We start from the raw sequence: 15246 nt of genomic DNA on the forward strand, positions 1-15246 counted from the left end.
GGAATCCCCTTCAAACTCGGTGTGAAGGGGATTCTCTTTATAACTCATCGTTATTTTCTTCATCAGCTTAGACTTCATCCTTAAATCCGTTTTTTTACTGCTTCAATGTCGCAATCAATACTATCGGATTACTTTCCTCGCCAACATTTTCCAGAGCCTCAACAAGTTCTTTTTTTTTAGCTTCATCCTTTACCTTGGTGGCTTTTATCCGATCTATATCAATCCAGTTATCTTCACTAAAAGGTTCCAGCACATCTATCCAATACTTACCGGCAGAACGATAATCAACTGTAAATTCACCTCCCAACAAGTCATTATCCAAAACAAAAGGACGTTCTATACGCCGTAAAGGTATGTTGAACCAGGGCACTTGGCGTTCTTTAATTTCGCCTTGCCGCTTTTGCTCCCTCACAGTTCCATCTTGTTTGTTGTAACAATAAGTCAGTACCTTATCCCCTTTGCTCCCCACCAAATAGACATAATCTTTGCTTGGATAATAAGAGCTGATAGAGAAGTAATCGAAAGCTTTTCTTTCTCTAAACCATAAATGAGTCTGCTCGTAATCTCCTTTTTCTTCTTTTGTAAAGATGGAATATTGAGGGCTCAAACTTTCATGAGCAATGTCATATCGATAGATAGTATCAGTATCAGGATATTTAAGGGTTAATTGGTTACCATAAGTATCTATATTAGTCAGATTCTCTTTCCAATAATTAGCAAAATTATTCATCTGAGCGCAATTCTTAATGATACCTTCTTCTCTACCTATATGAGCCGGATTCTTAAACATCTTTTTTAAATGAAAGCAACTGTCTACCAGTGCAAAAGACCACAAAGAGTCTATGGGTACCGGTCTGTACAGTGCTATATTTTGTGCAATGAAAAAGTTGTTTTCGAACAGTGCATGTTGCATATAAGCTGCTGCAAATTTATTATAGTGATTATACCCTATAACGTTTCTCTTAAAGTTCCCTTCAAAATCATACACCAAAACGCCTCCACCTACAATATAGACTTCTTTATGATTTTCGTCAATGAAGAATTCACCCAGAGTGACGTACTCACCAGGTCCTTGTCCTATATTGCCTACCATGTTTAAGAACTTTCCCGAACGGGAAAAACGTAGAATACGATTATCTTTATAATGCGCTATCCAAATATCATGATCTGTTACTTGCATTAGATGAATGCCTGCTGTCAGCGCCTCATTAGTTGCCTCCAAACACACAAACTCTACTTTAGCAACGGCATCGCTCAACGGCAGTGAAGAAGCATCCGATACATTTTCGGACAAATTTATCACAGCAACACCATTGGCTTCGATAGTCGAAGCTTGTTGTTTATTACCGGATGTACAACTTATTAGCACACAGACTAATAACAAAGGAATGTATTTCATAATATTCAGATATTAATTGGTCCTTTACATGATGTACTTCAGTTTATTATCATCTATAGAATGCTCCATTTGCATATTCTTTCAAACTCCTTTCTACAAAGGAACAAATTAATAGGAGAATTTACAAACATATAAAGCATATTTTAGCCTGCCTTTTGCATGCCTTTCCAAAGATAATCCCTACTTTTGCAATAATGGCTTTATCCTTCAATATATTATGCCAGTAACAGAAGAAGAATTAAAAACGATATTTGCATCCTCATGCATCTCAGGCTAACTCCCGTCACTGCCATAAAACTAATATCAAACCTACTAAGAACTAATCCCCGCACCGCAAGAAACTAATATTTTTCATACTAAAAACTATTCATATATCAACTGTTGTAAGAAAACTCTATAATTATTGTAAGTAAATAATATAACTATTGTAAGAAACTACTATATTTGTAGTATGAATATTTTTTAGTATGAAAAATATTAGTTCGTAGCACATCCGACATTAGTTTCTTGCAGTCTGGTGCCAGTTTGTTTCTACGGAAGTATAAACCTCTTAAAACAATGTATATATGAGTACTTATTATGACCTCTACGAAACACCGGATCCCAGTGGCGAAGGAAAGAAAAAACCGTTGCACGCACGTGTGCGCTCTAAAGGCACCATTACGGCAAAAGAATTTCAGGAACGAATGGTGAAAGAGCAGCACATGCCGCACGCCATGATAGTGGGCATCATGCAAGCCATCAGCAATGCACTGGGCGACTGGCTTGCCGACGGCTACAATGTGGAGTTGGACGAACTGGGTTACTTCAGCACTACGCTGAAATGCACGCGGACCGCCATGAACAAGAAAGATATTCGTGCCGAGTCCGTACGGTTTGAAACCGTGAAGTTCCGCCCAAGCAAAGCCTTCAAAAAGTACGTTAGGTATCAAATGGAACTGGAACGAATAGACAAAAAGGCTTCGGCAAAAAAAACGGCAGTAGCCCCGGAAAAAAGAAAAGAGATGATGCTGAAATTCCTGGAAGCAAATGTCTGCATCACACGCGCCGAATACTCCCGCCTGACGAATGTGACGGACAGGCGTGCCAGTTGTGACTTACAAGAATATCTGGCAGAAGGCATTATCCGCAAACGGGGTGGGGGACGTTCAGTAGTTTATATAAAGAGGAATCAAAAATAAGCCATACTCCTTTCAGCGGGAAAACGCAGAAAGCAATGCCTCGTAAACCGCAGGATGGAGGAAGTAACGAACATCTTTCCCTTCCTCCATCGCTTGGCGGATAAAGGTAGAGCTGATTTCGAAAGTAGGCGAAGAAACTACTTTTACATTCTCCGGAAGGGAATCGGAAGAAACCGGATAACCGGGACGAGGGTACACAAGAATATGGTTTTCAACGAGAATACGCCCCGACTGATACCAGCGGGGAAAAAGCCCCCAGTTATCCGAACCGATAATCAAATGAAATTCCCGGTCGGGATAGGTTTCTTTCAGTTTATCCAGCGTATGGACAGTATAGGACGGACGGGGCAGATTAAACTCAATATCAGAAGCTTTAAACTTGGGATACCCCGCAATGGCAAGTTGAACCAACTTCAAACGGAAGGTATCATCCATCAATTCATCTTCTTCCTTCAACGGATTATGAGGGGTTACGAGAAACCACACTTCATCCAGCCCTTCATACTCGCAAAGATAGTTGGCGAGGGCAAGATGTCCGATATGTACCGGATTGAAAGAACCGCTGAAGATACCCGTTTTCATTCTTTTGTTTTCATACGTTTCCAACAAGTATAAATATTGATACAGCTTGAAAGCAGTACCACAGACATACCAATAATGATTGTCCATTGCAGGTAATACAAAGCAATCAACCCTGACACAAGAGAGACAAGTGCCAAGAGAATATTGAGGATCAACAATGCTTTGTTCTGCTTGGAAGAAACAGGTTTCGGGGTATACATAGGAACCAATTATTCAGACAAAAACTCTGTAATAACCTGCAAAGCTTCCGCCTTTGCCTTCTCCAAATCATCATTTACAATGATTTTATCAAACTTAGGGGCAAACGTCAGTTCATATTCAGCTTTGGCCACACGGGCTTCTATCACTTCGGGAGCATCCGTTCCACGTCCTACCAGACGCTTACGAAGCTCCTCTACCGAAGGAGGCTGAATAAATACTGACAGGGCACGGTCGCCATAATACTTCTTTATATTGCAGCCACCTACAACGTCCACATCAAAAACCACATTTTGTCCGGCAGCCAACTGAGCTTCTACCTGAGACTTCAATGTACCGTAGTAGCGGTCTTTATACACCTCTTCATATTCCAGAAACTCGTCATTGGTAATGCGAGTACGGAATTCTTCGGGAGAAAGAAAGAAATATTCCACTCCATGCTGTTCTGTTCCACGTGGCGGACGGCTGGTAGCGGAACAAGAAAAAGCCAAATTCAGGTTCTGCCCCAGCAAATAGTTGATAATCGTTGATTTCCCTGACCCTGAAGGGGCTGAAAAGATAATAAGTTTAGCCATATTGAAATAGTAATTACATCACGTTCAATACCTGTTCTTTGATTTGCTCCAGCTCATCCTTCATCTGCACTACAATCTTCTGCATCTCAGCATGATTGGACTTGCTTCCCAACGTATTGATTTCACGTCCCATTTCCTGGGCAATGAAACCCAACTTCTTACCTTGTCCGCTTCCATCCTCCATCGTATTGATGAAGTATTTCAAGTGGTTGCTCAGGCGTTGTTTTTCTTCGTTGATATCCAGTTTCTCAATGTAGTAGATGAGTTCCTGCTCCAGACGGTTCTTATCATAGTCCACACTGATGGTCTTTTCCAAAGCATCCGTGATGCGTTCTTTGATTTTTTCTACACGCTCTTTTTCGTACGGATCAACAGAAGTCAGTAATTTGGCAATATTGGAAATCTTTTCGCGGAACTTCTTCTCTAAAGCCGCGCCTTCCTGTATACGGAAATCAACCAGACTTTGGATAGCCTGAAGCACAGTGGCATGAACAGCTTTCCATTCTTCCTCGCTTAGTTCCTGAATATCGTTCTTGGTCATCACGTCCGGCATGCGGAGCAAAGTAGAGAACCAGTCTTCGGGTGCAGGGATACCGGTAGTTTCGGAGATGGTACGAATGCGTTCGTAATACGCCACTACCACATCCTGGTTAATGGGAGTAATAAGTTCACAGGCATCTTTTTTATCAATCCACAGACTGAAATCCACTTTACCACGTTCCAGTGCCTTAGCAATTTCGTTACGGATTTCTATTTCTTTTTCCCGGTAGAGGGGAGCGATGCGGGTTGACAGATCCATCGCTTTACTATTGAGCGATTTGATTTCTACATTGATTTTCTTATCGGACAGTTCAGCGGTCGCTTTACCGTATCCGGTCATGGATTGTATCATAAGATTCTTTAGTTTTCCGCAAAATTACATGAATATTTTCATTAGTGAAAATTATTCAAGAAATAAGTGATGTGTTTATCGCTCACTCTTTACTCCAAATACGTGTGTTCAAGTTCAGTTCATCTACAATTTCCAGCAAGGATTGAAGCACTGCAAAGTCTGATTTAAGGATGCTCATATCATTCAAAGAACTCCACACATCTGCTTCAAACCGGTTCTTTGAATCCGGAATGGCGACCAGAATCGTAGAATTCCGGAAACTGATGGTAACTCCTTTCTTGAAATTGCTGTCCAACTTCAACATTCTTTCCATCATGGAAGGGGTAATCAGATAGCGGGCCTCAATCTGGTTCGTGGAAAAGACATCAAAGACTTTTTCAAAATCGGGATTTTCCATTTTCACTCTTGAAGCTCCCATCTTAATTTTGAAAAAGCTATCCCGCAAAACAGTCGTTTCTCCCAGAAATTCCTTATGGAAGTCAGCAATGAAAAGAAATCCTTTGAAAATATCTTCCCAATAATATTGCACTCCATTCTTGGTAGAACGAGCCCTACGCTCTTCAGCATGTACTTCGGAACAGATAAAGCTGGTTTTATCCAGACATCCTTCTATCAGATCTTCGGCATGATAACGGTCGGGAGAAGTAAACAGTCCGCTATTTCTAAAAAGATCCTCACCCACTCCGTCATTCGGAGAGTAGGTCGCATTCGGACAAAAGGCATGGATTATTTCATCTACCACTTCTTCTTTATAGAAAGAGGAGAATATTTTCGATTTATTATTGATACAAGTAATAAAAATGATAACAGAAATAACAACAATACCTATCGGGCCAAAGATCCCTTCCAATTTAAGTATTAGCAAAGCGATCACTCCTACTATCAGAAAAATAGCAGCATAAATCAAACCCTCTGAACGCCCTTTCCTCAGGAGTTCCTTACGTTTATTTTCCAGAACTTGCAATGTGGGGGCCAGTTTCTGCGCCAGAGAGTCAAAATCTACATAATCCATTGCCGGCTATTTTATGAATTGAATAAGTTCTTTACATCCGGAGTTGCACGTTCTGCTTCCGGAATTGTCAGCACCGCTTTCCTTGTAAAACCAAACATACCTGCCAACAGATTTGTAGGGAAAGTCTGGACGGCATTATTGTAATCGGTTACAGAAGCATTGTAAGTGCGGCGGGCAGCAGCCAACTGTTCTTCCGTTTCATTGAGCGAACGCTGCAATTGCAGGAAATTTTCAGAAGCTTTTAGTTCGGGATAGTTCTCCGCCACTGCAAAGAATTGAGTACGCACTTTAGAAAACATTTTGTCAAATTCCGCCTTTTCGCTGTCATTAAGAGAAGTGTAAGTCTTATTGCGCATTTCCGTTATTGCAGCAAATGTATCGGCTTCATGCTTGGCATATTGCTGAACAGTTGCAACCAGATTGGGTATCAAATCGAAGCGGCGTTTCAACATGACATCGATAGTGGAAAAAGCATTTTCTATCTGATTTCTCTTTCTCACCAATGAGTTGTACATCGAAATCACCACCAAAATAAAAAGTACAATAATAATAGCTACGATCATAATTACAGATACAACGACCTCCTTGTGCCGGTTATTTTATGTTAACGAATTCAGTATTTATTCCTAAAATCAGATAGCAAAGATAGAAATAATCTAAAAACCTGCCAATTATGCCGTAAGAAAGATACCGAACCCTTTTTGGATTCGCTTGTGTATCTGAAAATAAACCTGTAAATTTGCCACAATTAAACTAACAAAAGACTATGTCGTGTATCTTGCATATTGAAACGTCCACCTCGGCATGCTCCGTTGCTGTGAGTGAAGATGGACAAAATGTATTTAACAAAGAAGATCTGAACGGCCCGTCTCATGCCGCTCTGCTGGGAGTATTTATAGACGAAGCTCTGTCGTTTGCCGACAGTCATGCCATGCCGATTGATGCAGTAGCAGTGAGTTGCGGACCGGGTTCTTACACTGGGCTACGTATCGGTGTATCTATGGTGAAAGGAGTTTGCTACGGACGTAATATTCCGCTGATCGGTCTTCCGACATTGAAAGTACAATGCGTGCCGGTATTGCTTTATCATGATGAATTGCCTGAAGACGCACTGTTATGCCCGATGATTGATGCACGCCGCATGGAAGTATATGCTGCCATCTACGACCGTGCCCTGAAACCTGTGCGCGACATAGCCGCTGACATTGTAGACGAAAACTCTTATACGGAATTTCTGAATCAACATCCCGTTTATTTCTTTGGAGACGGAGCAGCCAAGTGCAAAGAAAAAATAACTCATCCCAATGCGCATTTCATTGACGATATTCGTCCGCTGGCAAAGATGATGTTTCCACTTGCCGAAAAAGCAATAGCCGAAAACGACTTTAAGGATGTAGCTTATTTTGAACCATTCTACCTGAAAGAGTTTGTAGCTTCCCAACCGAAAAAACTTTTATAATATATGCAATATAACACTCAACAAAAGCGGATGCCTTTGCCGGAATACGGACGCAGCATCCAAAACATGGTTGACCACGCGTTAACAATCGAAGATCGCGCAGAACGCCAACGTTGCGCAAACACCATTATCAACATTATGGGTAATATGTTCCCGCATCTGCGTGATGTACCCGATTTTAAACATAAACTATGGGATCATCTGGCTATCATGTCCGACTTCAAACTGGATATTGATTACCCGTATGAAATTATCCGCAAAGATAATCTGAATACCCGTCCGGAAGTAATCCCCTATCCCAGTACAAAAATCCGTTACCGCCACTACGGCCGTACACTGGAAGTATTGATAAAGAAAGCAATTGATTTCCCCGAAGGAGATGAAAAGCAGAATCTGATTGCCCTGATCTGCAACCACATGAAGAAAGACTTCATGACCTGGAACAAAGATACGGTAGACGACCGTAAAATTGCAGAAGATCTTAACGAATATTCGGGTGGCAAATTGCAGATGACGGATGACATCATCAAACTGATGGCTGAACGTATTAATCAGAACTACCGTCCGAAAGTAAACAATCAGAATAACCGGAGAGATAACCGGAATAATAAGAGAAAGTACTAATAGATTTATGATTTCAGTTTATGATTTATAAGCGGCAGGTCCGTTCATAAATCATAAATTATAAATCATAAGTCATAAATCCCAATTTATGGCATCATTCGTAATTGAAGGAGGACACAGATTATCCGGCGAGATTCATCCGCAAGGCGCAAAAAACGAGGTATTGCAGATTATCTGCGCCACGCTGCTGACAGCCGAAGAGGTGACCGTACATAACATTCCGGATATACTGGACGTCAACAATCTCATTCAATTGATGCGTGACATGGGCGTTACGGTATCCAGAAAAGGGCTTGATACGTATTGTTTCAAAGCTGAAAAGCTAGATTTGAGTTATCTGGAAAGTGATGAATTCCTGAAGAAGTGTTCCAGTCTGCGAGGTTCGGTTATGCTAATCGGCCCAATGGTAGCACGCTTCCATAAAGCGATGATTTCAAAACCGGGTGGTGACAAGATAGGACGCAGACGCCTGGATACTCACTTTATCGGTATACAGAACCTGGGTGCAGATTTCTCGTACAATACAGAACGCGAAGCGTACGAGATTTCAGCTTGCGAACTGAAAGGCACCTACATGTTGCTGGACGAAGCTTCGGTAACCGGAACTGCCAACATCGTGATGGCAGCTGTACTGGCCAAAGGAACAACCACGATTTATAATGCTGCCTGCGAACCGTATCTGCAACAACTTTGCAAGATGCTGAATCGTATGGGCGCCAAGATACAAGGCATTGCCTCCAATCTGTTGACCATTGAAGGAGTGGACGAACTACACGGTACCGAGCATACGATACTTCCCGATATGATCGAAGTCGGCAGTTTTATCGGTATGGCAGCCATGACGCAAAGTGAGCTCACCATCAAGAATGTTTCTTATGAAAACCTGGGCATCATCCCCGAAAGTTTCCGCCGTCTGGGTATCAAACTGGAACAACAAGGAGATGATATCTATGTTCCTGCACAGGAAACGTATCAGATAGAGTCGTTCATGGACGGTTCCATTATGACTATTGCCGATGCTCCCTGGCCGGGACTGACACCGGACTTGCTGAGTGTAATGCTCGTAGTTGCCACTCAGGCAAAAGGCAGTGTGCTTATCCATCAGAAGATGTTCGAGAGCCGCCTGTTCTTCGTGGATAAACTGATAGATATGGGAGCACAGATTATTCTTTGCGATCCTCACCGTGCCGTTGTCATTGGCCATAACCATGCCATGCGTCTGCGAGGCGGAAATATGACTTCACCTGATATTCGTGCCGGTATTGCATTGCTGATTGCCGCCATGAGTGCGGAAGGCAGCAGTCGTATCCACAACATTGAGCAAATAGACCGGGGGTATCAGGACATCGAAAAACGCCTGAACGCTATCGGAGCTAGAATTACGAGAATATGATATGGGATGAGGGAAGATGATTCAGAATGGTAGGATGATAAGATGATAAAAAGAGAAGATGTATATAAGATAGGAGTATTCAACAAACCGCACGGCATTCACGGTGAGTTGTCATTCACATTCACCGATGACATTTTTGACCGGGTGGAAGCTGAATACCTGATCTGCCTGTTGGATGGTATTTTCGTACCTTTCTTCCTGGAGGAATACCGTTTCCGCTCCGACTCCACTGCATTGGTAAAGCTGGAAGGAGTAGACACGGCAGAACGTGCACGAATGTTCACCAACGTGGAAGTTTATTTTCCTGCCAAACATGCCGAAGATGCCGGACCGGGAGAACTAACCTGGGATTTCTTCGTAGGTTTCCGCATAGAAGAAGTTAACCACGGAGACTTGGGAGAAGTGACAGAGATGGATACTGCAACCATCAACACCTTGTTTGTAGTTGATCATCAGGGAGAAGAGTTACTGATTCCTGCACAAGAAGAATTCATCCTGAACATTGACCAAAAGCACAAAGTAATCACAATGGATTTACCCGAAGGATTGCTGGCTTTGGATGAAACAGAGGAAGTGTAATATGAGTGATAAAGCGATAGGGCGATAAAGTGATAAACGCGTATGGTGAAAAAGAAACGACATAAAGCATTCTGGAGTAATATCAAATTCAAATATAAGCTGACTATCATCAACGAGAATACACTCGAAGAAGTAGTCGGTCTCCGTGTATCCAAGCTAAACGGCATCTCGGTATTACTTTCTGTGCTGACTGTTTTGTTTTTGGTTGCCTCAGTTATCATTGCTTTCACTCCGTTGCGTAACTACTTGCCGGGATATATGAACAGTGAAATCCGTGCCCAAGTGGTAGAGAATGCTTTACGAGTAGATTCACTTCAACAGTTGGTAGATCGCCAGAATTTGTATATCATGAATATACAGGATATTTTCAGTGGGACCATACGGGTAGATACTGTGCACAATATGGACTCACTGACTACCGTACGCGAAGACTCGTTGATGGAACGCACACAGCGGGAAGCGGAGTTCCGGAAACAATATGAAGAAACAGAAAAGTATAATCTGACAAGCATTACAGCCCGCCCGGACATAGAAGGATTGATATTTTATCGTCCCACGCGAGGCATGATCACAGATAAGTTTGACGCTGACAGAAAACATTACGGTACGGATATCGCTGCTAATCCCGGAGAGAGCGTACTTGCTACGCTGGATGGTACAGTTATCTTGAGTACTTATACGGCCGAAACAGGGTATGTGATAGAAGTACAACATAATCAAGACTTTATATCCGTATATAAACATTGCAGTTCCTTATTGAAACGTGAAGGAGACACTGTACAGGCCGGAGAGGCTATTGCTTTGGTAGGAAACAGCGGACAACTGACAACCGGTCCTCACCTGCACTTTGAGTTATGGCACAAAGGACGGGCGGTGAATCCGGAACAATATATTGTATTTTAAGTGATAGATAAATGAAAAAACAAATTGCTATACTCGGTTCTACCGGCTCCATAGGTACGCAGGCATTACAAGTGATTGAAGAACAATCCGACCAGTACGAAGCGTATGTGCTGACCGCCAACAACCGTGTAGAAGAACTCATTGCTCAGGCTCGGAAATTCAAGCCTGAAGCGGTAGTTATAGCCAACGAAACGAAATATGCCCAACTGAAAGAAGCCCTCGCCGACCTGCCTATCAAAGTATATTCAGGAACGGACGCTATCTGCCAGATTGTGGAAGACTCGGAAATTGATATCGTATTGACTGCGATGGTAGGTTATGCCGGACTGAAACCAACCATGAATGCTATTCGTGCCCGTAAGCCTATCGCTCTTGCCAACAAGGAGACGCTTGTTGTGGCAGGTGAGCTGATTAACGATATGGCACGCCTATCCGGTACACCTATATTACCGGTAGATTCCGAACATTCAGCCGTTTTCCAATGTTTAGCGGGGGAGCTCGGCAATCCGATAGAGAAGGTGATCCTTACGGCATCCGGTGGTCCGTTCCGCAATTGCACAATGGAGCAACTGGCTACGGTAACCAAAGCCCAAGCCTTAAAACATCCTAATTGGGATATGGGAGCGAAGATCACGATTGATTCCGCTTCAATGATGAACAAAGGGTTCGAGGTGATAGAAGCAAAATGGTTATTCGGTGTACGTCCGGATCAGATTGAAGTGGTAGTACATCCGCAATCTATTATACATTCGATGGTGCAGTTTGAAGACGGTGCAGTAAAGGCACAATTGGGTATGCCGGATATGCGTCTGCCTATTCAGTATGCATTCTCTTATCCGCAACGCTTGAAGGCTTCATTTCCCCGGTTAGATTTCAAGATGTGCACAAACCTGACATTCGAACAACCGGATACCACCCGTTTCCGTAATCTGGCTTTGGCTTACGAAGCTTTGCATAAAGGCGGAAATATGCCTTGTATCGTAAATGCAGCCAATGAAGTGGTAGTTGCCGCTTTCCTGCGGGATGAAATTTCATTCCTCGGCATGAGTGACGTGATAGAGAAAGCAATGTCTATCGTATCATTTGTGGCAAAACCGGAATATGAAGACTATGTAGCTACGGATGAGATGACACGCCGTATTGCACAAGAACTTATAAAGTGATAGCGGTATCAATGATAAGCCGCATTTAATATAGTAAATTGTAAATAGTAAAATAGAAAAATTATTAGATGGAAACATTTTTGATTCGTGCCCTGCAACTCATTATGAGCCTTTCGTTGCTCGTTATCGTTCATGAGGGAGGGCACTTCCTCTTCGCTCGTCTCTTCAAGACACGGGTAGAAAAGTTTTGTTTGTTCTTCGACCCTTGGTTTACCCTGTTCAAGTTCAAGCCGAAAAATAGTGATACGGAATATGGTATTGGTTGGCTGCCGTTAGGTGGTTACGTAAAGATATCAGGTATGATAGACGAGTCTATGGATACTGAACAAATGCAACAGCCAATGCAACCGTGGGAGTTCCGGGCCAAACCGGCATGGCAACGGTTGTTAATCATGATAGGTGGTGTATTGTTCAATTTCATATTGGCATTATTCATCTATTCTATGATACTTTTTACTTGGGGAGATGAATACGTACCGGTACAAAAAGCTCCGTTGGGTATGGAATTCAACGAAACGGCAAAAGCTATCGGTTTCCGTGACGGTGACGTACTGATATCTGCTGATGGTGTACCCTTTGAACGTTACGGTGGTGACATGCTGACAAGCGTTGTCGATGCCCGCCAAGTAACAGTACGCCGTGATGGGCAAGAGGTATCCGTTTATATTCCTGAGAATTTCATGGAGCGTCTGCTGGCTGACAGTGTACGTTTTGCCTCATTCCGCTATCCATATGTTATTGATAGTATTTGTGCCAACCGTCCTGCTGCCCTTGCCGGCCTGCAAGCGGGTGACAGTATTATGCAATTGGACGGAAAGAATATTTCTTATTTCGATTTCAAAGAAGAGATGTTACGCCGCCAGAAAACGGATTCAGCTTCTCATGATATCACATTGACTTATGCACGTGCCGGAGTGATAGATACCGTGACTTTTGCAACAGATTCAATCTATGAGATAGGTGTAGTGGTACGTACGGCAACCAATCAGTTACTGCCGGTCGTAAGGAAAGAATATAGTTTTCTGGCCTCTTTCCCCGCCGGTGCAGCATTGGGAGTACAAACGCTGAAAGGCTATGTAGGACAGATGAAATATCTCTTCTCTAAAGAAGGTGCCAAGCAATTGGGTGGCTTCGGAACTATCGGAAGCATCTTCCCTGCTACATGGGATTGGCATCAGTTCTGGTACATGACAGCATTCCTTTCTATTATCCTCGCCTTCATGAATATTTTGCCTATTCCGGCACTGGATGGCGGACATGTACTATTCCTTATTTATGAGATTGTGGCTCGTCGCAAACCAAGTGATAAATTTATGGAGCGTGCGCAAATGGTGGGTATGTTCCTGCTATTCGGATTGCTGCTTTGGGCAAACTTTAATGATATTCTACGGTTTCTGTTCTAAGAGAACTTTAGATTTACCTCAATAAAAAAGGATGACCAATATTACCTTGGCCATCCTTTTCTATATAATCGTATTTTCTTACACTAAGTGTCCGATCCACTCTTCACGATCTCCCGGCAGAAGATCAATAACCGGAACCTCTACCATAGTGTAACAACCTGGCTGTTGACGCATGGAAGCGCGAGCTACACAAACCAATACCTGAGCAGTAAGTGCAGGATTATTAATGCGCATATTGAACTCAAACAATTGATTCTGAGTTTTACCGGAAACACCTTTACGAGTGAGGTTTACACCATGTCCCATGTCAAGCAAAGCGTCTACGCTGGGAACTTGTTTCACATGTGTTTCATCATTCACAAAATAAGCGTCGGCCTTGATGGCAGCAGCTACTTTGTCAAACTCATAACCGTCTTTCAATTCGATATAAACCATACGGCGGTGAATACCTGTTCCGGTAGGAATAGTCATGGAGAGAGCAGCCTTTACACCATCAATAGCTTTTACAGCAACTGTATGCCCCATACTCATTCCCGGACCAAAGTTTGTATAAGTAATTCCTTTCGGAGCAATCGCTTCCAACAGGGTACGTACAATAGAATCGCTTCCCGGATCCCAACCTGCAGAAATAATAGAAACTGCATTATGCTCTTTTGCAGAAGCAGACAGTGTACGACGCAAATTTACAATACCGGTATGAATATCGAAGCTGTCAACCGTATTGATGCCAAGTGCAAGGATTTCTTTGGCATAAGTCTCTACACTGCGGGTTGGTGTACAAAGAATTGCAACATCAACGCCTTCCAATTCCTTGATATTCTTTACAACAGGGTATTCACTCAGTTCTGCGGGACGATTTTCAGCTCCAGCTCGGCGTACTACACCGGCAATTTCAAAGTCGGGAGCCGCTTGCAACGCTTCGAGCACGTATTGCCCGATATTGCCATAGCCAACAATGGCTGCTCTTACTTTTTTCATTCTTTTATTGATATTATTTATCAGTTTTCTATTTTATCGGCACAAAAGTAATCATTTTCATTCAAATTAACCACAAAACGATTCAGTGTTCCACAGAGTTTTTTCTTTATTAACAAGATAAAAGAGTTACGAGCTACAAGCTACGAGTGGCTGCGCTATTATACCGAAAGGAGCTTGTAGCTTGTAACTTGTAACTCTTTCACACAATATTCTTCGCTCGCGCGCGTTATAGTAAGTATTATGATAGAATACATTAGAGGCGGACTTGCCGAGCTCAGCCCGGCAACCGCAGTTATCGACTGTAACGGATTGGGATATGCCGTTAATATTTCATTAAATACGTATGCTGCCATCCAAGGCAAAAAAGAGTGCAAACTATATATCTACGAGGCTATACGTGAGGATGCATATGTCCTCTACGGCTTTGCAGATAAACAAGAGCGTGAATTATTCTTGTTGTTGATTTCCGTTTCGGGCATTGGCGGTAATACTGCACGAATGATACTTTCGGCACTTTCACCGGCAGAACTGGTGAATGTTATCAGTACTGAAAATGCCAATTTACTGAAGACAGTGAAAGGTATCGGATTAAAAACAGCCCAACGGGTGATTGTGGATTTGAAAGATAAAATCAAGACAGGTACTGCAAGCGCAGGAAGTACGATAGGAAGTCTCGGCGGAATGCTATCTGCTGCTAATGCACAGGTGCAGGAAGAGGCTATTGCAGCATTGACAATGTTGGGATTTGCACAGGCACCATCACAAAAGGTAGTTTTGGCAATATTGAAAGAAGAGCCAGATGCGCCAGTGGAACAAGTTATTAAGCTGGCGCTAAAAAGACTCTAATTTAGCACTATGCGCTAAATTAAGTGACAAGCTACGAGCAACTTATTCAATTAAACACA

The 15246-nt window shown here is 42.7% G+C and carries 17 protein-coding genes; 9 read left to right on the forward strand and 8 right to left on the reverse strand.

Features of this window, described 5'->3' with window-relative positions:
• Positions 1–94: 94 nt before the first annotated feature.
• Positions 95–1399, reverse strand: a complete 1305-nt coding sequence (locus tag DW182_RS20570; protein WP_118296661.1) for a 6-bladed beta-propeller — start codon at positions 1397–1399, stop codon at positions 95–97.
• 566 nt (positions 1400–1965) lie between these two features.
• Between DW182_RS20570 and DW182_RS20575 the strand changes: the two genes are divergently transcribed.
• Positions 1966–2580, forward strand: a complete 615-nt coding sequence (locus tag DW182_RS20575; RefSeq protein ID WP_118296662.1) for an HU family DNA-binding protein — start codon at positions 1966–1968, stop codon at positions 2578–2580.
• A gap of 12 nt (positions 2581–2592) precedes the next feature.
• On the opposite strand, the gene nadD is transcribed toward DW182_RS20575, so the two are convergent.
• The 6 genes from nadD to DW182_RS20605 all read right to left on the reverse strand — a co-directional run bounded on the left by nadD (position 2593) and on the right by DW182_RS20605 (position 6402).
• Positions 2593–3162 carry a nicotinate (nicotinamide) nucleotide adenylyltransferase gene (nadD, locus tag DW182_RS20580; protein WP_118296663.1) on the reverse strand — a complete coding sequence of 190 codons (570 nt, stop codon included), beginning with the start codon at positions 3160–3162 and terminating at the stop codon, positions 2593–2595.
• Positions 3159–3362: a hypothetical protein gene (locus DW182_RS20585; protein ID WP_118296664.1), complete on the reverse strand. Its 204-nt coding sequence runs from the start codon at positions 3360–3362 to the stop codon at positions 3159–3161. Before DW182_RS20585 ends, nadD begins: the two co-directional genes overlap by 4 nt.
• Before the next feature lie 9 nt (positions 3363–3371).
• Positions 3372–3935 (reverse strand): guanylate kinase, encoded by a 564-nt coding sequence (gene gmk / locus DW182_RS20590; protein WP_118296665.1) that lies wholly within the window; start codon positions 3933–3935, stop codon positions 3372–3374.
• 13 nt (positions 3936–3948) lie between these two features.
• A complete protein-coding gene (locus tag DW182_RS20595; RefSeq protein WP_118296666.1) occupies positions 3949–4827 on the reverse strand; it encodes a YicC/YloC family endoribonuclease in 879 nt (292 codons plus the stop codon).
• An 82-nt stretch (positions 4828–4909) separates the two neighbouring features.
• On the reverse strand, positions 4910–5839 hold the full coding sequence (locus DW182_RS20600) for a DUF3137 domain-containing protein (protein WP_118296667.1): 930 nt from the start codon (positions 5837–5839) through the stop codon (positions 4910–4912).
• A gap of 11 nt (positions 5840–5850) precedes the next feature.
• Positions 5851–6402, reverse strand: a complete 552-nt coding sequence (locus tag DW182_RS20605; RefSeq protein ID WP_118296668.1) for a LemA family protein — start codon at positions 6400–6402, stop codon at positions 5851–5853.
• Between the two features lie 203 nt (positions 6403–6605).
• On the opposite strand from DW182_RS20605, the gene tsaB reads away from it, so the two are divergent.
• The 7 genes from tsaB (at position 6606) to rseP (ending at position 13363) form a co-directional block, all read left to right on the forward strand.
• Positions 6606–7298: a tRNA (adenosine(37)-N6)-threonylcarbamoyltransferase complex dimerization subunit type 1 TsaB gene (gene tsaB / locus DW182_RS20610; RefSeq protein WP_118296669.1), complete on the forward strand. Its 693-nt coding sequence runs from the start codon at positions 6606–6608 to the stop codon at positions 7296–7298.
• A 3-nt stretch (positions 7299–7301) separates the two neighbouring features.
• Positions 7302–7922: a DUF4290 domain-containing protein gene (locus DW182_RS20615; RefSeq protein WP_118296670.1), complete on the forward strand. Its 621-nt coding sequence runs from the start codon at positions 7302–7304 to the stop codon at positions 7920–7922.
• 88 nt (positions 7923–8010) lie between these two features.
• Positions 8011–9315, forward strand: coding sequence for a UDP-N-acetylglucosamine 1-carboxyvinyltransferase (murA, locus tag DW182_RS20620; RefSeq protein ID WP_118296671.1), 1305 nt, complete (start codon positions 8011–8013; stop codon positions 9313–9315).
• Between the two features lie 42 nt (positions 9316–9357).
• Complete coding sequence (gene rimM / locus DW182_RS20625; protein ID WP_118296672.1) at positions 9358–9894, forward strand: ribosome maturation factor RimM; 537 nt, start codon at positions 9358–9360, stop codon at positions 9892–9894.
• Positions 9895–9936: 42 nt separating this feature from the next.
• The gene (locus DW182_RS20630) at positions 9937–10797 is read left to right on the forward strand and encodes a M23 family metallopeptidase (RefSeq protein ID WP_007214905.1); all 861 of its coding nucleotides are present in this window, start codon (positions 9937–9939) and stop codon (positions 10795–10797) included.
• Between the two features lie 11 nt (positions 10798–10808).
• On the forward strand, positions 10809–11960 hold the full coding sequence (locus DW182_RS20635; RefSeq protein WP_118296673.1) for a 1-deoxy-D-xylulose-5-phosphate reductoisomerase: 1152 nt from the start codon (positions 10809–10811) through the stop codon (positions 11958–11960).
• 68 nt (positions 11961–12028) lie between these two features.
• Complete coding sequence (gene rseP / locus DW182_RS20640; RefSeq protein ID WP_118296674.1) at positions 12029–13363, forward strand: RIP metalloprotease RseP; 1335 nt, start codon at positions 12029–12031, stop codon at positions 13361–13363.
• A 78-nt stretch (positions 13364–13441) separates the two neighbouring features.
• Here the strand turns inward: rseP and DW182_RS20645 are convergent, their stop codons facing one another.
• Entirely contained in the window at positions 13442–14341 is a 900-nt protein-coding gene (locus DW182_RS20645) for a diaminopimelate dehydrogenase (RefSeq protein WP_118296675.1), read from the reverse strand.
• Between the two features lie 240 nt (positions 14342–14581).
• On the opposite strand from DW182_RS20645, the gene ruvA reads away from it, so the two are divergent.
• A complete protein-coding gene (gene ruvA / locus DW182_RS20650; protein ID WP_115503605.1) occupies positions 14582–15187 on the forward strand; it encodes a Holliday junction branch migration protein RuvA in 606 nt (201 codons plus the stop codon).
• Positions 15188–15246: the final 59 nt, after the last annotated feature.

Source organism: Bacteroides sp. AM16-24, from assembly GCF_003471885.1.
In the GTDB taxonomy this organism is placed as follows: Bacteria; Bacteroidota; Bacteroidia; order Bacteroidales; family Bacteroidaceae; genus Bacteroides.